Origin of the sequence: Micromonospora coriariae (genome assembly GCF_900091455.1) — a bacterium.
GTDB lineage: Bacteria > Actinomycetota > Actinomycetes > Mycobacteriales > Micromonosporaceae > Micromonospora > Micromonospora coriariae.
Window position 1 is genome coordinate 5,245,197 of the sequence record NZ_LT607412.1, and the last position, 19,465, is coordinate 5,264,661.

Annotated in this window: 19 protein-coding genes; 13 read left to right on the forward strand and 6 right to left on the reverse strand. The window is 72.9% G+C overall.

Translation table 11 applies throughout. The annotated features are described in order from the left end of the window. Window positions 1-2 precede the first annotated feature (2 nt). Both GA0070607_RS24425 and GA0070607_RS24430 read left to right on the forward strand, forming a co-directional pair. Window positions 3-461, forward strand: coding sequence for a ferritin family protein (locus GA0070607_RS24425; protein ID WP_089020260.1), 459 nt, complete (start codon window positions 3-5; stop codon window positions 459-461). A gap of 103 nt (window positions 462-564) precedes the next feature. After that, window positions 565-969 carry a four-helix bundle copper-binding protein gene (locus GA0070607_RS24430; protein ID WP_089022077.1) on the forward strand — a complete coding sequence of 135 codons (405 nt, stop codon included), beginning with the start codon at window positions 565-567 and terminating at the stop codon, window positions 967-969. Here the strand turns inward: GA0070607_RS24430 and GA0070607_RS24435 are convergent. From GA0070607_RS24435 to GA0070607_RS24445, 3 genes are all read right to left on the reverse strand, one after another. Continuing rightward, window positions 962-1,921: a TIGR03557 family F420-dependent LLM class oxidoreductase gene (locus GA0070607_RS24435; protein ID WP_089020261.1), complete on the reverse strand. Its 960-nt coding sequence runs from the start codon at window positions 1,919-1,921 to the stop codon at window positions 962-964. The genes GA0070607_RS24430 and GA0070607_RS24435 overlap by 8 nt on opposite strands. 84 nt (window positions 1,922-2,005) lie before the next feature. Next, complete coding sequence (locus tag GA0070607_RS24440) at window positions 2,006-2,854, reverse strand: SDR family oxidoreductase (protein ID WP_197701154.1); 849 nt, start codon at window positions 2,852-2,854, stop codon at window positions 2,006-2,008. A gap of 76 nt (window positions 2,855-2,930) precedes the next feature. Then, window positions 2,931-4,283 (reverse strand): metallophosphoesterase, encoded by a 1,353-nt coding sequence (locus tag GA0070607_RS24445; protein WP_089020262.1) that lies wholly within the window; start codon window positions 4,281-4,283, stop codon window positions 2,931-2,933. Between the two features lie 164 nt (window positions 4,284-4,447). Here GA0070607_RS24445 and GA0070607_RS24450 point away from each other — a divergent pair, with 164 nt between their 5' ends. The 9 genes from GA0070607_RS24450 to GA0070607_RS24490 are packed head-to-tail and all read left to right on the forward strand — an operon-like array spanning window position 4,448 to window position 14,881. Then, a complete protein-coding gene (locus GA0070607_RS24450; RefSeq protein ID WP_089020263.1) occupies window positions 4,448-6,100 on the forward strand; it encodes a carbamoyltransferase family protein in 1,653 nt (550 codons plus the stop codon). Then, a complete protein-coding gene (locus GA0070607_RS24455; RefSeq protein ID WP_089020264.1) occupies window positions 6,097-7,167 on the forward strand; it encodes a glycosyltransferase family 2 protein in 1,071 nt (356 codons plus the stop codon). Before GA0070607_RS24450 ends, GA0070607_RS24455 begins: the two co-directional genes overlap by 4 nt. After that, entirely contained in the window at window positions 7,164-8,795 is a 1,632-nt protein-coding gene (locus GA0070607_RS24460; RefSeq protein ID WP_089022079.1) for an HAD-IIIA family hydrolase, read from the forward strand. The genes GA0070607_RS24455 and GA0070607_RS24460 overlap by 4 nt, the downstream gene beginning before the upstream one ends. 40 nt (window positions 8,796-8,835) lie before the next feature. Next, the gene (locus GA0070607_RS24465; protein ID WP_089020265.1) at window positions 8,836-9,819 is read left to right on the forward strand and encodes a glycosyltransferase; all 984 of its coding nucleotides are present in this window, start codon (window positions 8,836-8,838) and stop codon (window positions 9,817-9,819) included. Further along, window positions 9,804-11,021 carry a glycosyltransferase gene (locus tag GA0070607_RS24470; protein WP_089020266.1) on the forward strand — a complete coding sequence of 406 codons (1,218 nt, stop codon included), beginning with the start codon at window positions 9,804-9,806 and terminating at the stop codon, window positions 11,019-11,021. Before GA0070607_RS24465 ends, GA0070607_RS24470 begins: the two co-directional genes overlap by 16 nt. Further along, window positions 11,021-11,791, forward strand: a complete 771-nt coding sequence (locus GA0070607_RS24475) for a D-sedoheptulose-7-phosphate isomerase (RefSeq protein ID WP_331716433.1) — start codon at window positions 11,021-11,023, stop codon at window positions 11,789-11,791. Before GA0070607_RS24470 ends, GA0070607_RS24475 begins: the two co-directional genes overlap by 1 nt. Beyond that, a complete protein-coding gene (rfaE2, locus tag GA0070607_RS24480) occupies window positions 11,788-13,200 on the forward strand; it encodes a D-glycero-beta-D-manno-heptose 1-phosphate adenylyltransferase (RefSeq protein WP_089022080.1) in 1,413 nt (470 codons plus the stop codon). The genes GA0070607_RS24475 and rfaE2 overlap by 4 nt, the downstream gene beginning before the upstream one ends. Continuing rightward, window positions 13,197-13,892 carry an SDR family oxidoreductase gene (locus GA0070607_RS24485; protein ID WP_408630850.1) on the forward strand — a complete coding sequence of 232 codons (696 nt, stop codon included), beginning with the start codon at window positions 13,197-13,199 and terminating at the stop codon, window positions 13,890-13,892. Before rfaE2 ends, GA0070607_RS24485 begins: the two co-directional genes overlap by 4 nt. Continuing rightward, entirely contained in the window at window positions 13,889-14,881 is a 993-nt protein-coding gene (locus GA0070607_RS24490; RefSeq protein WP_089020268.1) for a glycosyltransferase family 9 protein, read from the forward strand. The genes GA0070607_RS24485 and GA0070607_RS24490 overlap by 4 nt, the downstream gene beginning before the upstream one ends. A 7-nt stretch (window positions 14,882-14,888) precedes the next feature. Here the strand turns inward: GA0070607_RS24490 and GA0070607_RS24495 are convergent, their stop codons facing one another. Together GA0070607_RS24495 and GA0070607_RS32540 are read right to left on the reverse strand one after the other, a co-directional pair. Further along, window positions 14,889-15,599: a GAF and ANTAR domain-containing protein gene (locus tag GA0070607_RS24495; protein WP_089020269.1), complete on the reverse strand. Its 711-nt coding sequence runs from the start codon at window positions 15,597-15,599 to the stop codon at window positions 14,889-14,891. Between the two features lie 339 nt (window positions 15,600-15,938). After that, window positions 15,939-16,499, reverse strand: a complete 561-nt coding sequence (locus GA0070607_RS32540) for an STAS domain-containing protein (protein ID WP_089020270.1) — start codon at window positions 16,497-16,499, stop codon at window positions 15,939-15,941. Window positions 16,500-16,925: 426 nt separating this feature from the next. Here GA0070607_RS32540 and GA0070607_RS24505 point away from each other — a divergent pair, with 426 nt between their 5' ends. Next, the gene (locus GA0070607_RS24505) at window positions 16,926-17,639 is read left to right on the forward strand and encodes a GAF and ANTAR domain-containing protein (RefSeq protein ID WP_089020271.1); all 714 of its coding nucleotides are present in this window, start codon (window positions 16,926-16,928) and stop codon (window positions 17,637-17,639) included. Window positions 17,640-17,726: 87 nt separating this feature from the next. Here GA0070607_RS24505 and GA0070607_RS24510 read toward each other — a convergent pair whose 3' ends face one another. Next, on the reverse strand, window positions 17,727-18,389 hold the full coding sequence (locus GA0070607_RS24510; protein WP_089020272.1) for a DUF6766 family protein: 663 nt from the start codon (window positions 18,387-18,389) through the stop codon (window positions 17,727-17,729). A 107-nt stretch (window positions 18,390-18,496) separates the two neighbouring features. Between GA0070607_RS24510 and GA0070607_RS24515 the strand changes: the two genes are divergently transcribed. After that, window positions 18,497-19,450, forward strand: coding sequence for a nucleoside hydrolase (locus GA0070607_RS24515; protein WP_089020273.1), 954 nt, complete (start codon window positions 18,497-18,499; stop codon window positions 19,448-19,450). The last annotated feature ends 15 nt before the right edge of the window (window positions 19,451-19,465 follow it).

The window sequence follows — 19,465 nt, forward strand, 5'->3', positions numbered from 1 at the left end:
CCGTGCACCTCGCCCACTACCTCGGCCTGCTGCACCGCGCACAGGTCAACCTCGCCGACGCGTTCCGGCAGGTCGCCGAGGCCCACGCCGAGGAGCCCGACATCCAGCACCTCTGCCAGCAGCAGGCCCAGCGCTGCGACGCGCACGCCGAACGCCTGCAGCCGTTCGCCGCCCGCTACGCCGAGGAGGCACCCGACGAGCCGGACCGGCTGCACTCGCAGCTGTTCACCGGCACCCGCACCGGCGGCCTCGGTCTCCTGCGCGACCTGCAGGACCTGTACCTGATGGCGGCCGAGTGCGACATCGCCTGGACCGTCGTCGGACAGGCCGCCCACGGGGCTCGGGACGAGGAGCTGCTCGCGACGGTGCAGGGCTGCGAGGGGGAGACCGCGATCCAGCTCAAGTGGCTGCGTTCCAGGATGAAGCAGGCCGCTCCGCAGGCCCTCGTCGTCGCCGACTGAAGGCCGCCGACCACGTCGGCCCACAGGCTCTTCGGCTGTCTCGGCATGGCCGGGGCGCGGGTCGGTAGCGCAGGTGTGCCGAAACCCGATCAAGGAGATGACCATGACGATCACCATGTCGATGCTGGAGACCTATCCGAAGTCGATCAACCTCGACCGGGCGAAGCTGGCCACGACCATCGACACGCTCAACGGCTGCGCGCAGGCGTGCACGGCCTGCGCGGACGCCTGCCTGAGCGAGGACAGCGTCGCCGAGTTGACCAAGTGTGTGCGTACCGACCTGGACTGCGCCGACATCTGCACCACCACCGCCCGGGTGCTGTCCCGGCACACCGGCTACGACGCCAACATCACCCGCACCCTGCTGGAGGCCTGCGCCACCGCCTGCAGGTCCTGTGGTGACGAGTGCGCCCGGCACGCGCAGATGCACGAACACTGCCGGATCTGCGCCGATGTGTGCCGAGCCTGCGAGCAGGCCTGCCGCGACCTGCTGGCGACCATCAGCTGAGCGCGCGGAGGCGGTCGGCCAGAGTGTCGCGGAAGAAGTCGAGGAAACCGTCGGGGTCAGGGCCGGCGTTCTGCAGCACGAGGTGGTCGAAGCCCGCGTCCACGAACTTGCGCACGGCCTGGACGTGGGTCTCGGGGTCGGGGCCGACCGCGAACTGCTGCCGGATGTCGTCCTCCGTGACGGTGCGGGACGCGGCGTCGAAGTTGACCGGATTGGGCAGCTCACTCATCACCTTCCAGCCGGTGACCGCCCACCGGCTGGTCTGCCAGGCCGCCCGCACCGCCTGCTGCTCGTCGGTGGCCCACGCCACCGGCACCTCGGCGTAGCGCGGCCCTGTCCCGCCGCCGCGCTGGTAGGCCTGCACGAGGTCGGGTTCGGGCTCGGTGGCGAACAGGCCGTCACCGAGCTCGGCGGCGATCGCCACCGACGCGGGGCCACTGGCCGCGACGGCGATGACCGGTGCCCGCTCGGGCAGATCGAACACCCGCGCGTCCTCCAGCTGGAGGTGCTTGCCCTCGTATGACTGGTAACCACCGGACCACAGCAGCCGGATGATCTCCAAGGCCTCGCGCAGCCGCTCGTGCCGACCGCGCGCGCTGGGGAACCCCTGGCCGACGACGTGCTCGTTGAGCCGCTCGCCGGCGCCCACGCCGAGGGTGAACCGGCCGTCGGAGACGATTGCCAGAGTGGCGGCCGCCTGCGCGATGATCGCCGGGTGGTAGCGCGTGGTCGGGCAGGTCACCCCCGTGGCCAGGCCGACCCGCTCGGTCTGCGCGGCGATCGCCCCGAACACCGTCCAGGTGAACGACGAATGGCCCTGGACATCCAGCCACGGGTGGTAGTGGTCGCTCATCTCGACGAAGTCGAAGCCCACCTGCTCGGCGCGGACCGCCTGTCGGATGATCTCCTTCGGGCCGAATCCCTCGGTGGACAGCTTGTACCCGATCCGCATGCCGTTCTCCTTGACCGGTCCGTGCCGCTCCTGTCCGTCACCCTCTCACCGATCCAGCGCGGAGAAGCCGGGTTCCGCCGGTCCTCAGCCCGGCAGGGTGATGCCGCCGATCGGAGCGAGCACCTCGCCGGTGTAGTAGGACGACAGCCGGTCGCTGGCGAAGAACACGTACGAGGGAGCGATCTCGTCCGGCTGCGCGGCGCGTCCCATCGGCACCTGCTGGCCGAACTCCTGCACCTTGTCCGCGGGGAACGTGGCGGGGATCAGGGGCGTCCAGACCGGTCCGGGGGCGACGCAGTTGACCCGGATCCGCTTCTTGATCAGGGATTGCGCGAGGGAGTAGGTGAGGGCGATGATCGCGCCCTTGGTGGCCGAGTAGTCGATCAGATGGCCGTTGCCCTTGAGCCCGTTGATCGAGGCCGTGTTGATGATCGCCGAGTTCTCCGGTAGGTGGTCGAGGGCCGCCCTGGTCACCCGGTAGTAGCTGTGGATGTTCACGGCGAAGGTGTGCTGCCACTGCTCTTCCGAGATTTCGGTGAGCGAGTTGGCGTTCTGTTGGTAGGCGACGTTGTTCACCAGGAGGTCCAGGCCGCCGAGTTCTCCTACCGCGCGGGTGACCACCTCGGCGCAGTGCCGGGGGTCGGCCAGGTCGCCCGGGAGCAGCACGCACCGCTGTCCCGTCGCCTCCACCAGTTCGGCGGTACGTCGGGCGTCGTCGTCCTCGCTGAGGTAGGCCACGGCGACGTCCGCGCCTTCCTTGGCGAAGGCGACCGCGACGGCCCGCCCGATGCCCGAGTCGCCACCGGTCACCAGAGCTCGCCTGCCTCGGAGCAGGTCACGGCCGGCGTACTCGGCCATCTCGTCGCGGGGTCGAGGGTCCATGCCGGCGGTCTCACCGGGGTAGGGCTGCTCCTGCGGACTCGGGTCGGGCATTTGATCAGCAGAGGTCACCTCCTGCCTATACCCGCCGATTCACGCATGAATCTGCGCCAAGCCACCGGCTTCCGACTCATGGCAGGACCGCGAGCAGGGCCCGGCGAGCCCCGACGTTCGCCACCTCGCTGTCCAGCGTGCGGTCGAGCAGTTCCGCGAGACGAGGTACGAGAAACGGTGCCACCGCGACCGTGCGGGGCTCGACGGGACCGGTGCTGATGCCGGGCGGCATCCGGCCCCAGTTCCACCAGACATGATCGCCGGCGGGGTTGGCCGGATCGGCGATGCCGGACACGACCCGCCGGAGCACGCGGTACTCGCCGGGCCGTAGATGGATCACGGCCGGGCGGTCGTCGGCCTGCCCGAACAGGCGCATGAGGTCCAGCTCGGTGACCGGCCCGGCGCGCAGCGCCGCCACCGAGCCGTCCACCGCGCCCTGGTTGGTGTGCTCGCTGGCGAGCACCAGCCCGGCGTCCGCCCCGGTGCTCTGGTGCAGCGCTCGAGCGAGGAGACCGGGAAGGTAGTGCGCCGCGCCGGTGCGGCCCAGCCAGTCGTGTCGGCTCTGCCCGAGGACGTTCGCGGCCGCGGCGTCGAGGGCGTCGACGGCCTGATCGCGTCGCTGCGGCTGCCGGGCGGGCACCGGATGGACGCCGCGGATCTGGGCGCGACCGGCGCCGGACGGCAGGTCGGCCACGAGGACGGACGCCGCGAAGATGTGCGGGTGCCCGAAGGGGACACCGCCGAGTGCGCCCACCCAGGAGCCGGGAGTGTGTCCGCCCAGGACGAGATCGACGCTGGTGATCCACGGCCTGGTGAGGGTGGCCAGCCGGTCGGTACGGGCGCCCGTGGCGGTGCTGCCGGGCTGCGGCCACCAGTCCACGCCGTCGTGCAGGAGGACGACCACCCAGCGTGCGTCGTTGGCGCGCAGGTCGGCGCTGAGGTGGGCGACCCGTTGTGGCCAGTCGTCGAGCGGCGGCGGGGCGCCGGCGAACCGGTGGGTGAACGGGTGGGTCAGCCCGATCACACCGACGGGACCACCGGGGGTGTCGATGATCGTGGACGCTGGTAGCCCGACGTCGACGTTCGCGCACAGCACCGGATAGGGCAACAGCCCGGCAGCCGCCCGCAGCGCCGGTACGCCATCGTCGAATTCGTGGTTGCCGGCGGCGGCCGCGTCGATGGGCAACCGCGCCAACTCATGCCATGGCCGGCGCCCCAGCAGTGGTTGTACCGGCCCGACGGCAAGATCGCCCGCGTCCAGCCAGAGGGTTGGTTGCGACTCACGCTCCCGCTCCAGCAGCTCCGCCACCCCGGCGCAGGTGCCGGCGGTGCCGTAACTCGTCCGCAGTGGCACGAAGGCCGCGCCCAGGTCGGTGGTGGCCAGGATCCGCACGGCGGTGCCGGGCCGCGCGTTCGGCAAGGTATCCATCACCTCGAATGTAGGACAGGTGGCGGGGGTAGGCGAACTGTTTGCCCAGGTTCGACCGTGATCAGCGGGGGATGGGTGGCCGGAATCTCCACACCGGACGCCCGCTCCCGAAGAAGTCGATGATCTACAGGTTGGGCCAGACTCGCGGGGGTACGGATCTACCCATGCGCGTCCTTGGCATCAACGCGATCTTCCACGACCCCGCAGCCGCCCTGGTGGTGGACGGTCAGGTGGTGGCCGCCGCCGAAGAGGAGCGGTTCAGCCGCCGCAAGCACGGCAAGCGACCCGTTCCCTTCTCCGCGTGGGAGCTGCCCGAGTTGTCCGCTGGCTGGTGCCTGGCCAGCGCGGGGGTGGACGTCGACAGCCTCGACGCGGTCGCGTACTCCTTCGACCCCGGTCTCTGCGGCGACGTGGCCGAGCTGGGACTCGACGACCCGTGGGACTGGCTGCGCGTGGACTACGCGCGGCGAGCCCCGCAGTTCCTCGCCGCCGCCCTGCCCGGGCTCGACCCGGAGAAGGTGCGGTTCGTGCCGCACCACGTGGCACACGCCGCGTCGGCCGGGCTGGCTGCCCCGACGGCCGGCGACGACACCGCTGTGCTGGTGCTCGACGGGCGCGGCGAGGTGGCCAGCCACCTGGCCGGCGTCTACCGCGACGGACGGTTGTCGTCGCTGTACTCGCAGCGGCTCCCGCACTCGCTCGGCCTGCTCTACGAGGACCTGACCCGTCACCTCGGCTTCCTGCACTCCAGCGACGAGTACAAGGTGATGGCGCTGGCGTCCTACGGCCGGCCCCGGCATCTCCCCGCGCTCCGCGAGCTGGTCCGGGTCACCGACGACGGCGGTTTCCACGTCGAGCGGATCGACTGGGCCAGCCTCGCCAAGGCGCGGCCCGCCGACGGGGAGATGGGCGGCGACCACGCCGACCTGGCCTCCAGCGTGCAGGCCAGGTTGGAGGAGGTCATCCTCGACCTGTCCCGCTGGCTGTACGACGCCGGCGGCGGTCCCACCACCCTGGCGATGGCCGGCGGCGTGGCGCTGAACTGCGTGGCCAACGCGCGCATCGCGGCGGAGGGGCCGTACCGAAAGGTCTGGGTGCAGCCGGCGGCCGGCGACGCGGGCACCGCGCTGGGCGCGGCCCTGCACGTCGCCGGCGAGCTGGGCGACCGGTCGACGCCCATGGCCGGGGTGGACCTCGGCCGGGGCTGGTCGGACGAGCAGTTGGAGGCCGAGCTGCGCCGGGCGGCGCTGCCGTACACGCGGCCGGAGTCGATCGCCGCCGAGGCCGCCCGCGTGCTCGCCGACAACGGGATCGTCGCCTGGTATCAGGGGCGCAGCGAGTATGGTCCCCGGGCGCTGGGCCACCGGTCGTTGCTCGCCCACCCCGGTGACCCGGCGACCACCGCCCGGATGAACGACGTCAAGGGCCGCGAGCAGTTCCGGCCGATCGCCCCGATGGTCCACGCGGATCGCTTCGCGGACATCTTCGAGGGCACGTACCCCAGTCCCTACATGCTCTTCGTGCACCGGGTGAAGCCGGAGTGGCGTGACCGGATCCCGGCCGTCACCCACGTCGACGGCACCGCCCGGGTGCAGACCGTTCACCCGGAGACGGAGCCTCTGGTGGCCGAGCTGCTGACCGGGTTCGAGCGGCTCACCGGGCTGCCGGTGGTGGTGAACACCTCGTTGAACACCGCCGGCCGTCCCATGGTGGACACGCCCCGCGAGGCGATGGAGCTGTTCGGCTCCGCGCCGGTCGACCTGCTCGCCCTCGGCCCGTTCGCGGTGCACCGGCGGGCGCCGGGCGGCAACCCATGATCAGCATCGTCGTTCCGACGCTCGGCCGGCCCAGCCTCGCCATTCTGCTGGACGCCCTCGCCGGCCAGCTCGCCGAGCTGCCCGAGGTCGAGGTGCTGCTCGTCGACGACCGGCGCGACGACACCGGTGAGCTGGCGGTGCCGGGCGCCCTCGCGGCGTACACGAAGGTGCTGCGCGGCCTGGCCGCGGGCCCGGCGGCCGCCCGCAACCTGGGCTGGCGGGAGGCCCGGGGCGGGTGGGTGGTCTTCCTCGACGACGACGTGGTGCCGAGCCCGGACTGGGCCCGGCGGCTGCGGAACGACCTCCGTGTGGCCGACCGGGTGGGTGGCGTGCAGGGCGTGGTGGTGGTGCCGCCGCCGGCCGGGCGCCGCCCGACCGACTGGGAACGCGGCACCGCGGGCCTCGCCGAGGGGCGGTGGATCACCGCCGACATGGCCTACCGGCGGGCGGCGCTGGCCGCCGTCGGGGGCTTCGACGAGCGTTTTCCTCGCGCCTACCGCGAGGACGCCGAGCTGGCGCACCGGGTGCGGCTCGCCGGCTGGGACCTGGTCCGGGGCCGGCGCCGGGTGACCCATCCGGTACGCCCGGAGAGTCGCTGGGTCAGCCTGCGCAACCAGCGGGGCAACGCCGACGACGCGCTGCTGCGCCGGCTGTACGGCCGCACCTGGCGCAGCCAGCTCGACCTGCCCGGCGGCCGGCGGTCGCGGCACGTCGCGGTCACCGCGGCCGGCGCTGTCGCGCTGGCCGGCCTGGCGCTGCGCGCCGTGCACCGTCACCACTGTCGGCGGCGCGTCCTCGGCGTGGTGGCCGGTGTGTCGGCGCTGGGCTGGGCGGCCGGCACCGCCGAGTTCGCCCGGGTCCGCGTCCTGCCGGGCCCCCGCACCCGGGACGAGGTTCTCACCATGCTGGTGACCAGTGCGCTCATTCCGCCGCTCGCGGTCGCCCGCTGGGTGGGCGGCTGGTGGCGAATCCGGGCGGTGCCCGCCGGGGCGCTGGTCACGGCAGACCGGCCGGCGACGACGGATGGGCCCGCACCGCGCCGGGCCCGCACAACGGAGGCGGCATGACGCCGCCCGGGCCCGCGCTCTACGACACCGTGCTGCTCGACCGGGACGGCACGCTCGTGGAGGACGTGCCCTACAACGGTGACCCGGAGAAGGTCCGACCGGTGCCTGGCGCCCGACCGGCCCTCGACCGGCTGCGCGCCGCCGGGCTCCGCCTCGCCGTGGTCACCAATCAGTCCGGACTGGCCCGCGGCCTGTTCACCGAGCGGCAGATGCTCGCGGTGCACGCGCGGATCGAGGAACTGCTCGGCCCCTTCGACGACTGGGTGATCTGCCCGCACGACGAGACCGACGGCTGCGCCTGCCGCAAGCCGGCCCCCGGCCTGGTGTACGCCGCCGCCCGGTCGCTCGGCACCACTGCCCGGCGCTGTGTCCTGGTCGGCGACATCGGCCGGGACATGGCCGCGGCGCTCGCCGCCGGCGCCAGCGGCATCCTGGTGCCCACCCCTGTCACCCGCCCCGAGGAGATCGCCGCGGCGCCCGCGGTGGCCCCCGACCTTCCCGCGGCGGTGGACGAGATCCTGCGCCGCACGCGCGCCGTCCGTCCGGCCGCACCGCGTACCGGGCGGACCGGCACCGTCCTGGTGGTACGGAGCGACTCCGTCGGGGATGTGCTGGTCACCGGTCCGGGGATCCGAGCCGTCGCGGCCGGCGCGCAGCGGGTGGTGCTGCTCTGCGGGCCGCGCGGCCGGGCCGCCGCCGACCTGCTGCCCGGCGTCGACGACGTGATCGAGTGGCCGTTGCCCTGGATAGACCGCTCGCCCGGGCCGGTCGACCCGGCGGACCTGCGCGCGCTCACCGGCCGGCTCGCCCAGGTCGGTGCCGACGAGGCGGTCGTCTTCACCTCGTACCACCAGTCGCCGCTGCCCATCGCGCTGCTGTTGCGGATGGCCGGCGTCCCCCGAATCAGCGCGATCAGCGACGACTACCCGGGCTCCCTGCTGGACGTCCGACACCAGGTGCCGGTCGGTGTTCCCGAGCCGGAACGCGCGCTCTCCCTCGCCGCCGCGGCCGGGTTCGCGCTCGCACCGGGCGACGAGCCGGCACTGCGGCTGCGAGACGACGTGCTCGGGGCCGCGCAGGTGGCCCTCTCCGACGCCACGGCAGCCTCCGAGGCCCCGGCGACCGCGCTTCCGACCGGTGACTTCGTGGTGGTCCACCCGGGCTCGTCGGCGCCCGCGCGAGCCTGCCCGGCCAACCGCTGCGCCGACATCGTCGCCGCCCTGGTCGCCGGCGGTCACCGTGTCGTCGTCACCGGCGGACCCGACGAGCGGGAGCTCACCGCCCGGGTCAGCGCGGCCGGCGGCACCGACCTGGGCGGGGCGGTCGACCTGGCCGGGCTCGCCCGGATCCTGTCCGGCGCTCGCTGCGTGGTGGTCGGCAACACCGGGCCGGCCCACCTCGCCGCAGCGGTCGGCGTGCCGGTGGTCAGCCTGTTCGCCCCCACCGTCCCGTTCGGGCAGTGGGGGCCGTACCGGGTGCCGACGGTCCGGATCGGCGACGCCGGGGCGGCCTGCCGCGACACCCGGGCGGCTGTCTGCCCGGTCGCCGGTCATCCCTGCCTGTCCGACGTCGACCCGGCCGAGGTGGTCGCCGCCGTACGGGTCCTCGCCCATGGTCCGCCGCACTGAACTGCCAGCTCAGCCCCAACAGCCGCCCTCGAGGAGAGAGATGAACGTACTGCTGTGGCACGTGCACGGCTCCTGGACGACGTCGTTCGTGCACGGAAGACACCGGTACCTGGTGCCGGTCACCGCCGACCGCGGCCCGTACGGGCTGGGCCGGGCGCGGACGTACGACTGGCCGGCGCACGCTGTCGAGGTGGCCCCCGAGGAGCTGCGGGGGACCGAGGTCGACCTGGTCGTGCTGCAACGACCCGAGGAACTGGAGCTGGCCGAACGGTGGCTGGGCCGGCGCCCCGGCCGTGACCTGCCGGCGGTCTACGTCGAGCACAACACCCCCAGGGGCGACGTGCCGAACACCCGGCACCCGATGGCCGACCGCGACGACCTGCTGCTGACCCACGTCACGCACTTCAACGAGCTGTTCTGGGACAGCGGCGGCACCCGCACCGCCGTCGTCGAGCACGGCATCGTGCCACCGAGGGTGGAGTGGACCGGTGACCTGGACCGGCTCGCCGTGGTGACCAACGAGCCGGTACGCCGCTGGCGGGTCACCGGCACCGACCTGATGCCGCGGTTCGCCGCAGTGGCTCCGCTGGACGTCTACGGAATGGGCGTGGCGGGGCTGCCGGAGGCGCTGGCCATCGCCGGTGACCCGGGTGGCCCGGTGACCGGCCACGAGGACCTGCCGCAGGACCGCATGCATGCCGAGGTGGCGCGGCGACGGGCGTACCTGCACCTGTGCCGGTGGACGTCGCTCGGGCTGAGCCTCATCGAGGCGATGGCCATCGGCATGCCGGTGATCGCCCTGGCGACCACCGAGGCCGTCGATGCCGTGCCGCCGGACGCGGGGGTGCTGTCCACCAGGGTCGACACCCTGGTCGAGGCGGCCCGCTGGCTCGCCGGGGACCGCGAGGCGGCTCTCCGGCTGGGAGCGCGGGCGCGCGAGGTGACGAAGCAACGGTTCGGGCTCGACCGGTTCCTCGCTGACTGGGACCGGCTGCTGGAGGAGGAGACATGCGGGTCGCGATGATTTCGGAGCACGCCAGTCCATTGGCCGTCCTTGGCGAGGAGGACGCCGGCGGCCAGAACACCCACGTCGCGGAGCTGGCGGCCGCGCTCGTCGATGAGGGCCACGACGTGCGGGTCTACACCCGCCGTGACTCGGCCACCCTGCCCGAGGCGGTGCCCACGCCCTACGGCTACCAGGTGTGGCACGTTCCGGCCGGCCCACCCCGGCGGGTGCCCAAGGACGAACTGCTGCCGTACCTGGGCGAGTTCGGCAGCTGGCTGGCGGACACCTGGCGGCGCGGCGACTGGACTCCGGAGGTGGCCCACGCGCACTTCTGGATGAGTGGGCTGGCCACAGTGCACGCCGGCCGCCGCATCGGGGTGCCGACCGTGCTCACCTACCACGCGTTGGGCACGGTCAAGCGGCGTCACCAGGGCACAATGGACACCAGCCCGCCGGGGCGGATCGGTTACGAGCGGGCGCTCGGTCGGGCAGCCGACCGGATCATCGTGCAGTGCGCCGACGAGGTCCGGGAACTGGTGCGGATCGGCGTACCCCGGTCCCGGATGACGTTGGTCCCCTCCGGTGTCAACCAGCAGGTGTTCCGTCCGGACGGGCCGGCCGCGCCGCGTGGCCCGAGCGGGCCACGCATCCTCACCGTCGGCCGGATGGTGGAGCGCAAGGGTTTCCTGGACGTGGTCCGGGCGCTGCCCGCCGTGCCGCACGCCGAGTGTGTGGTGGTCGGCGGCCCGCCGGCGGACCTGCTCGCGGCCGACACCTTCGCCCGTCGGCTGTCCGCGGCGGCCGAGTCGTGCGGGGTCGGTGACCGGGTCAAGCTGGTCGGCGGTGTGCCCCGCGAGGAGATGGCCGCCTGGTACCGCTCGGCGGACGTGCTGGTCGCCGCTCCCTGGTACGAGCCGTTCGGGCTCACCCCGCTGGAAGGGATGGCGTGCGGGGTGCCGGTGATCGGCACCAACGTCGGCGGGATCGCCGACACCGTCGTGGACGGGCTCACCGGCGACCTGGTCCCGCCGCGCGATCCCCGCGCGTTGAGCACCGCGATCCGGCGGCTCCTCGCCGACAAGGTCCGCCGCTTCGCGTACGCCACGGCGGCGCTGGACCGGATCCGCTGCCTGTACTCGTGGAAGCGTTGCGCCGAACAGCTTGGCGGCGTCTACGCGGCGGTGGCCACGCTCACCCGTCCCGCGCAGGCGGTGGTGTGATGACCCGCCACGACACCCTCGACGCGCACCTCGCCGGACTGGCCGCCGCGCTGCTGCCCTACCGCAGGGAGGCCGAGCGACTGTCCGTCTGGGGCAACGAGCTGGCCTGGACCCTGGCCGGGGGTGGACGGATCCTGGTGGCCGGTAACGGCGGCAGCGCCGCCGAGGCGCAGCATCTCACAGCTGAACTGGTCGGGAAGCTCCGCGACGACCGGGAGCCGCTGTCCGCCATCGCCCTGCACGCGGAGACCTCCGCGCTGACCGCGATCGGGAACGACTACGGCTACGACGAGGTCTTCGCCCGCCAGGTTCGCGCCCACGGCCGCCCCGACGACATCCTGCTGCTCATGTCCAGCAGCGGCAGCAGCAGGAATCTGCTCACCGCCGCCCGCGCCGGCCGCCGGACCGGACTGCGCTGCTGGGCCTTCACCGGCCCGGCCCCCAATCCCCTCGCCGACCTGTGCGATGACGTGCTCGCCGTGCCGTCCCCGGACAGTCAGGTGGTGCAGGAGCTGCACCTGGTCTCCACGCATCTGCTCTGCGAGTTCGTGGACCAGGCTCTGCCGCTGGTCCGACAGCTCCGTACCGTCCCCGTGCCGCCGCCCTGGGCCGACCCGAGCACGCGGCGGACCGTCCCGTTCCAGGGCGGGTCGCCGGCCACCGCGACGGTGGGTCACCGGACGAACGGGCATTCGCACAACGGGCATTCGCACAGCGGAAACCCGCACAACGGACGCGGATTCACCGGCACCGGTTGGGCGGCGTCGTGACCGGGCAGCTCGTCGTGGTCGGCGACACCCTGCTGGACCGGGACGTCACCGGGACTGTCAGCCGGATCTGTCCGGACGCCCCCGCGCCGGTACTCGATGAGGGCTCGGCGGTGGACCGGCCCGGTGGCGCCGGGTTGGCCGCCCAGCTCGCGGCCGCGCACGGCACCGAGGTCGCCCTGGTCACCGGGCTGGCCGGGGACGCCGGCGGGGCGCGTCTGACCGAACTGCTGAGCGACGCCGGGGTCAAGGTGTATCCGCTGCGCCTGCCCGGCGCGACCAGCGAGAAGATCCGGCTGAGGGCCGGCGGGCAGACCCTGCTCCGCCTGGACCGGGGAGGTGAACCGCAGCGGCCGGACGAACCGCCGGAGGCGGTGCTGGAGGTGCTCGCCCGAGCCCGAGCCATCCTGGTCAGCGACTACGGCCGCGGGCTGGTACGGCAACCCGCGTTGCGCGCGGCGCTCGCCGAGGCATCCGCGCCGATCGTGTGGGACCCGCACCCGCGCGGTCCGGCCGCCGTGCCGGGGGCCCGGCTGACCACGCCGAACCTGGCCGAGCTGCGGCACCTCACCGGCGACGCGGGCCAGGGTTCCGCGCTCTCCACGGCCATCCGGGCCGGGCACGAACTGCGCCGCCGCTGGCGGGCCGGCGGGGTCGCGGTGACGATGGGCCCGGACGGCGCGCTGCTCTGCCACTCCAGCGGCACTCCGCTGATCGTTCCGCCCCCGTCCGCGCTCGATCGTGTCGAGGACACCTGTGGCGCCGGAGACCGGTTCGCCGCCACCGCCGCCCTGGCCCTCGGCGACGGCGCGACGGCCTCCGAGGCGGTCGGCATGGCGGTCGCCGCCGCGTCGGAGTACGTGGCGGCGGGCGGGGCGACCGGTCTGCACCGCCCGCCGCGGCGCGAACCGAGGCCGACCGCGGCGCGTTCGGCCGAGCAGGTGCTGGCGAAGGTACGCGCCGACGGCGGCACAGTGGTCGCCACCGGAGGCTGCTTCGACCTGCTGCACGCCGGGCACGTCGCCACCCTCCAGGCGGCCCGTCGACTCGGCGACTGCCTGGTGGTGTGCCTCAACTCCGACCGCAGCGTACGAGGGCTCAAGGGACCGGAGCGTCCGGTCGACTCCGAGCAGGACCGCGCCCGCCTCCTGGCCGCGCTGGACTGCGTCGACGCGGTGGTGGTCTTCGACGAGCCGACCCCGCACCGGGTGCTGGGCCGGCTGCGGCCCGACATCTGGGTCAAGGGCGGTGACTACGCCGGGGACGGTCGTCCCGAGCTGCCCGAGGCGGAACTGATCCACCGCTGGGGCGGGCAGGTGGTCACCGTCCCGTACCTGACCGGCCGGTCGACCACCGCCACCATCACCGCCGCGCGCCAGCGCGGCCTCCACCTCGTCAGGGGAGCGGTATGAGCAGGGACATGAACGGCAGGAGCATCCTCGTCACCGGCGGTTCGAGCGGACTCGGCGCCGCCGTGGTGGCCGCGGTGGCAAAGGCCGGCGGACGGCCGTACGTGCTGGATCAGCGGCCCCCGGCGGTCGAGGTGCCCTGGGCCGGGTGTGACCTGGCCGACGCCCGGGCCGCCGAGGCCGCCACCCGACGGCTCGCCGAGCAGGCCGGTGGCCTGGACGGGCTGGTGACCGCCGCCGGTATGGACGTGCCGGGGCGGCTGACCGACGTGCCGGGCGAGACCTGGGACCGGATCGTGGCGATCAACCTGCTCGGCACCGCCGCGGTCGTCCGGGCAGCGGTGCCGTACCTGGAACGCTCGCACGGAACGGTGGTCACCGTGGCGTCCACACTGGGTGTCAAGGCGGTCAGCGACGCGACCGCGTACTGCGCCGCGAAATTCGGCGTGGTCGGCTTCACCCGGGCTCTCGCGGCCGAGCTGGCCGGCGCGGTGGGCGTCACGCTCCTCATCCCGGGTGGCATGCGGACCGCGTTCTTCGACGATCGGGACGAGAAGTACAAGCCCGGGCCGGACGCTGTCCTCAACGACCCGGCGGACACCGCCGAGGCGGTTCTGTTCGCTCTCGGGCAACCGCCCGGCTGCGCGGTACGCGAGCTGGTGGTCTGCGCGGAGCAGGAGTCGTCGTACCCGTGATCCTCGTGCTCCGGGCGCTCGGCGTCGGTGACCTCGCCACCGGCGTGCCGGCCATCCGCGCCCTACGGGCCGCGTACCCCGACAAGGAGCTGGCGCTTGTCGCGCCACGGTGGCTGAGCCCGCTGGTCGACCTGGTCGGCGGTGTGGACCGGCTCATCGAGGCGGACGGGCTGGGCCACCTGAGGTGGTCCGGCCCGCCGCCGGAGCTGGCGGTCAATCTGCACGGCCGGGGGCCGCAGTCACACCACATGCTCGCCAGGGTCGGGCCGCGTCGGCTGTTCGCCTTCGCCAACGCCGAGGCAGGGCACGGGGACGGCCCACAGTGGCGGGCCGACGAGCACGAGGTGGACCGGTGGTGCCGGATGCTCGCCTGGTACGGCATTCCCGCCGACCGCGGCGATCTGGCGCTGATCCGCCCCGGGGCGGGCGGACTGCCGACCGGGGTCAGCGTCGTGCACCCCGGCGCGAAGGCGGCGCAGCGGCGCTGGCCACCGGTGCGCTTCGCGGCGGTCGCTCGGACGCTGGCCGACCAGGGGCACCGGGTGGTGGTCACCGGCAACCCGGGGGAGCGGGGCATCGCCGCGGAGGTCGCGCGCCGGGCCGGGCTTCCCGACGACGCCGTGCTGGCCGGGAGGACGAATCTCGGCGAGCTGGCCACCCTGGTCGCCCACGCTCGCCTGGTGCTCAGCGGTGACACCGGCGTCGGTCACCTGGCGACCGCGTACGCCACCCCGTCGGTGCTGCTGTTCGGCCCGGTGCCACCCGCGCACTGGGGCCCACCGCCGGGCCGGCCCGGTCACGAGGCGCTCTGGGTCGGACCGCGTCCGCCGGGCGACGGCGTGGCGGTGCACCCGGCGCTCGCCGAGCTGGACGTGCCGGCCGTGCTGACCGCCATCGACCGGGTGACCCGGGCTCGCGCTCCTGCTGCCCTGCCGGTCCAGCCGGCGCCCTCAGCCGGTCGGTGGGCTGAGGCTGCGCGTTCGCCCTAGGGCCTCGTCAGGATCGCCGCCTGCGGGTGGTCTGCTCCACCAGTGCCTCGGCGACATCACGCAGCTTCTGGTTCGAGTCCTGGGAGATCTTGGCGAGCGCCGCGAACGCCTCGTCGGCGCTGCACCGCCGACGACCCATGATGATCCCCTTGGCCTGTTCGATGACGGCGCGGCTGAGCATCGCGTTGCGCATCTGCTCGGCCAGGGCGGCAGCGCCGTCGTAGCGCTGCGCGTTGGCCACGGCCACCGCCGCGTGGCCGGCGAAGGTCTGGGCCAACTGGACGACCTCGGTGAAGGCCCGCGGGGCCCGGCCATAGATGTTCAGTGCGCCGACCACCGCCTCCTGAATGGGCAGAGCCACCGACAGGGAACTCGCCGCCCCGGTGGCGCGTGCACTCGCGGCCCAAGCCGGCCAACGGCGCTCCGTGGCCATGTCCTCGACCATGATGACGGTGCCGCTGCTGGCGGCGTCCAGGCAGGGGCCGCGGCCCTGCTCGTACTGCAACTCGTCCAGTCGCAACGCCAGGTCGCCGGTGTACGCCGCGGTGTACGACCTGGAGCCCTGAATCAGGGTCACCGACACGTCCTCAGAGCCGGGCACCGTCTGTTTGGCGATCTCCGTGATCCTGACCAGGACGGCGTTCAGGCTCGCTTCGCCGTACCGGATCGTACCCAGCTCAATCAGGGCCTGGGTGAGATCGAGAGGTGCCTGTGGCATGCGTCTGGCGTCCTAGCGGAACGGGCGCGGTCGACCTCGAGCGAAGCTGGACAGCGCGGGGCGGGCGGCCCGCGTGCAACGGGCCGCTGTACGGACCCTGACCTGGGTCAGGACCGGCGCCGCTGCTTGACGCTCGTTCGCGACGTCTGGACAGACGCGCTACAGGAGAGCATTTTACGATCCACACCGCGCCGGGGGGCACTCGGGCCGTCAGGTGTGATCGGTTTGCCGGGGCGTGCCCGAGCGGGGAACTTCCGAACCGTGACGCCAGCCGATCTCAGGTAGGGCGGGCACGCGGCGGTGCGTCACCGCCGCGTCCGGGAGCCGCTCGGCATGACGTCAGTGGGCCGTCCGGTCGGCCGCCACCGACGGGCCGAGAACCTCCCACCGGATGGGTGGAGTGTGGACGCCGAGGAGCTGGTCGACGCCCGTCACGCCGAGGATGCGCCGGACGGTCGATGACACGGCGGCCAGCGTGAGGACGCCGCCGGCACACGTGACCAGGTGCCGGGCCCGGAGCAGGGCGCTGACTCCGTGCGCGCCGAAGAAGGTGACCTCGGACAGGTCCAGCGCCACCTGCGGCGCGGGGTGCGCCGCGATCAGCTCGACCATGTCGACGAGCAGGTGGGCACTGCTCATGTCGATCTCGCCGGAAGCGCGGATCAACGTGGCCGGCGGCTCGCTCGTCGCGGCGACACACAGGATGGGCTCGCCCGCTGGCAGGAGCCGTCCGGATGGAGAGTTCCGACCGTCAGGTCCGGGGTGGTACAGAATGTCTGACATGTCTTTCTCCGGCGGGACTCGAGTGCTGTCGCCTTCGCCACGCGGATGCGCGGCAGGACGGCCGGTCGGGCGCATGTCTTGACCCGTCCTCGACGGTACCCCTTTCCCGCCGGGCATGCATCATGCGGCGGCACCGTCCGTCAGGCGCCGGGCAGCGCGGACACCCGGGATGGCAGCTGTGGGACGGGCCGTGTTGTCTGCTCGCCATGTCCGTGGTCGTGGCGCGGACAGAAAAGGTCACGCCGGAGAGGTCGAGGACGAGTCGCGCGCGCTGCCGACCAATCTCGTGTTCCCGTCGCCACCCTGCACGGGAGGGCATCTCCGGCTCGCGCGCAGCCCGGCACGGGGTCGGACAGGAGTAGATTGGCAATCCTGTAGTCCGCACCCCCCGTATCGGGTGCGGCGAACCGGCGTCGAGAGACTGGCGTGGGTCCCGGCTCCGCCCTGGTGGGTCCGTGCAGCGGCCCGCCACCCGCAGGCTGCCACCCGCGCGCCCACGGTCTCGGCCGCACGACCGGGGCCCCGGTCGTGAGGATCTGACCCATGACGCGCCCACCCCTGGACCCCACTGACGCCTTCGCCGAACTCGGCCGCCTGAAGCTCGACGAGAACAGTCTCGACGATGTCCTGCAGCGCGTCGCCGAGCTGGCCAAACGTGCTCTGCCCATGCCGGTGGAGGTGTCGGTCACGCTGGTGCGCGGCGGGACCGGGCACACGGCCGCATTCACCGACGAACTGGCCCGTGACCTCGACGAGCGGCAGTACGGACACGGCCGTGGCCCGTGTCTGGAGGCGGCTGCCAGCGGCGACGTCCTGTCCGTTCCGGACCTGACCGCCGACGAACGCTGGCCGGAATGGGCCGAACGTGGCCGCCAAGCCGGAGTGGGCAGTTCGGTGTCGATCGGTCTGCCGATCCAGGAGGCGGTCGTCGGAGCACTAAACGTCTACGCGGGCACGCCGCACGCCTTCGACGACGACTCGGTGTCGATCCTCAAGACGTTCGGCGCGTACGCCGCGGTCGCCCTGGCCAACGCTCAGCTCTACGACAGCACCGCCACCCTGGCCCGGCAGATGCAGGAGGCGATGGCGAGCCGAGCGGTCATCGAGCAGGCCAAGGGCATCATCATGGCCGAGCGACGCTGCAGTCCGGCGGAGGCGTTCACGATCCTGTCCAAGGTGTCGCAGGACTCCAACCGCAAGCTCCGCGACATGGCCCAGGCCCTGGTCGATCGGACGACGCGGACGTCCGGCGTCTGAGCGCGTCGACGGTTGCCGGGACCGGCGTGGCCGCAGGCCGGCCCGGAGGTGATGGGCGCCGGGCGGTGGGCGATCAGATCCAGGGGATCAGCCCGCTTCGGTTGCGGTGTGCGGAGAGGTGACGGGCTTGGACTCGGGGGAGGCGTGCTGGCGCAGGAAGATGCTCAGCACGATCAGCGCCCCGACGGCGAGGAACTCGCTCTGCCAGTTCTGCATGGACTGGAACCAGAAGTCACTGGTGCTGAGAAACTGCCAGGCACTGATCGGGGAGGCTCCACTCTCCAACATCTGCTGCTCGTTGTAGTCGGCCGTACCCCCGAGCAGATGACCGACGAACGACCCGGCGAAGATCATCAGCAGGGCGATGGACAGGCTGTTGCGGTAGATCACCAACGGAAGGCCGCCCACCCGTACCGGCCAGGGCGAATCGGTGGTCGCGTTCTCGGCTCGATCCTTCTCGCGGTCACCCTGGTGCACCGGTTTGGATTCGGACGAACCCTGCTGCACCAGGTACGCGGTGAGCAGAACGTAGCCGCCCATCTGCAGGAACTCCGACTCCCAGTTCTCGAAGGTCGCCTCGGCGAAGTGCCCGGTGCGCAGGTACGCCAGATACGACAACCCCTCCCTGCCGTACTGGCTCAGCTCCTCGTTGTGAACGTGCCAACCGAACACGCTCTGGAGCGCGAGGAAGATCAGGAAGGCGCCCAGCATCGTGACCGTCAGGCCGTGTTTTCGCAGTTCGCGCCACATGTGTTCTCCTCGTGCCGGCCCGGTCGGTACGCGCAAGGCGGTGAGTGGGCGGAAAACGCCGAGCACCCCCTGGTGTTCGGCCTGCCTGCTTGGATAATGGACCCGCCATGGATAACCGCCATCTGGTCCTGCTGGACACCGACATCGGCAATGACATCGACGACGCGGTGTGCCTCGCCTATCTGCTGGCGCAGCCGCGCTGTGACCTGCTCGGCATCACGACGGTCACCGCGGAGCCGGAGCAACGGGCCGCCCTCGCCAGCGTGCTCTGCCAGGCGGCGGGCCGGCGTGTGCCGATCTTCCCCGGGGCGGCGGTGCCGTTGGCCAGCCCACCGGTCCAGGGCGCACCGCCGCAGGCCGCCGCCCTCGCACGGTGGAGTCACGACAGTTCGTTCCCCACCGGCGAGGCGGTGGAGTTCCTGCGGCGGATGATCCGGGCGCACCCCGGCCAGGTGACGCTGCTGGCGATCGGCCCGCTGACGAACGTCGCGCTGCTGTTCGCCGTCGACCCGCAGATCCCCTCGCTGCTGCGGTCACTGGTCCTGATGGGTGGCGCTTTCGCAGCCGGGTCCGACCCGGAATGGAACATCCACTGTGATCCGTACGCGGCGGCCCGCGTCTACGCCGCCGCGGTACCGGTCCACCGCTCGATCGGCCTGGACGTCACGGAGCGGGTCCGGATGAAGGCCGACGATTTTCTCCAGCGGTGCGACGGCCCACTGCTGCGCCCGGTCGCCGACATGGCCGCGTCGTGGTTCGCCGACCGGCCGGAGGTCACGTTCCACGACCCGCTGGCGGCGGCCACCCTGTTCGACTCTTCGCTCTGCTCCTTCACTCCCGGCGAGGTGGCCGTGCGGTGCGAGGGTGGGCCGACGGCGGGCACCACGACCTGGCGGCCCGCCGCCGACGTCGAGCCTGGTGTGGAGGCGGCCCTCGGCGCCGGGCCGGGCCTGCGGGTTCCGGCGTCGCACGAGGTCGCGCTCGACGTGCGGGAGCAGGCCTTCCTCGACCACTACTTCAGCGTCGTGGAGGCCTTCCCGGTCACCGGCGCACCTGAGTGACCAGGCCGCGCCCGC

What these genes read in the sequence shown, in the direction of transcription:
- GA0070607_RS24450 (WP_089020263.1), top strand. Translation starts at nt 4,448, where the DNA reads ATGCGCGTCCTTGGCATCAACGCGATCTTCCACGACCCCGCAGCCGCC.
- GA0070607_RS24455 (WP_089020264.1), top strand. Translation starts at nt 6,097, where the DNA reads ATGATCAGCATCGTCGTTCCGACGCTCGGCCGGCCCAGCCTCGCCATT.
- GA0070607_RS24470 (WP_089020266.1), top strand. Translation starts at nt 9,804, where the DNA reads ATGCGGGTCGCGATGATTTCGGAGCACGCCAGTCCATTGGCCGTCCTT.
- GA0070607_RS24515 (WP_089020273.1), top strand. Translation starts at nt 18,497, where the DNA reads ATGGATAACCGCCATCTGGTCCTGCTGGACACCGACATCGGCAATGAC.
- GA0070607_RS24460 (WP_089022079.1), top strand. Translation starts at nt 7,164, where the DNA reads ATGACGCCGCCCGGGCCCGCGCTCTACGACACCGTGCTGCTCGACCGG.
- GA0070607_RS24430 (WP_089022077.1), top strand. Translation starts at nt 565, where the DNA reads ATGACGATCACCATGTCGATGCTGGAGACCTATCCGAAGTCGATCAAC.
- GA0070607_RS24510 (WP_089020272.1), bottom strand. Translation starts at nt 18,389, where the DNA reads ATGTGGCGCGAACTGCGAAAACACGGCCTGACGGTCACGATGCTGGGC.
- GA0070607_RS24445 (WP_089020262.1), bottom strand. Translation starts at nt 4,283, where the DNA reads ATGGATACCTTGCCGAACGCGCGGCCCGGCACCGCCGTGCGGATCCTG.
- GA0070607_RS24435 (WP_089020261.1), bottom strand. Translation starts at nt 1,921, where the DNA reads ATGCGGATCGGGTACAAGCTGTCCACCGAGGGATTCGGCCCGAAGGAG.
- GA0070607_RS24465 (WP_089020265.1), top strand. Translation starts at nt 8,836, where the DNA reads ATGAACGTACTGCTGTGGCACGTGCACGGCTCCTGGACGACGTCGTTC.
- GA0070607_RS24495 (WP_089020269.1), bottom strand. Translation starts at nt 15,599, where the DNA reads ATGCCACAGGCACCTCTCGATCTCACCCAGGCCCTGATTGAGCTGGGT.
- GA0070607_RS24485 (WP_408630850.1), top strand. Translation starts at nt 13,197, where the DNA reads ATGAGCAGGGACATGAACGGCAGGAGCATCCTCGTCACCGGCGGTTCG.
- GA0070607_RS24475 (WP_331716433.1), top strand. Translation starts at nt 11,021, where the DNA reads ATGACCCGCCACGACACCCTCGACGCGCACCTCGCCGGACTGGCCGCC.
- GA0070607_RS24440 (WP_197701154.1), bottom strand. Translation starts at nt 2,854, where the DNA reads ATGCCCGACCCGAGTCCGCAGGAGCAGCCCTACCCCGGTGAGACCGCC.
- GA0070607_RS24505 (WP_089020271.1), top strand. Translation starts at nt 16,926, where the DNA reads ATGACGCGCCCACCCCTGGACCCCACTGACGCCTTCGCCGAACTCGGC.
- GA0070607_RS32540 (WP_089020270.1), bottom strand. Translation starts at nt 16,499, where the DNA reads ATGCCCGGCGGGAAAGGGGTACCGTCGAGGACGGGTCAAGACATGCGC.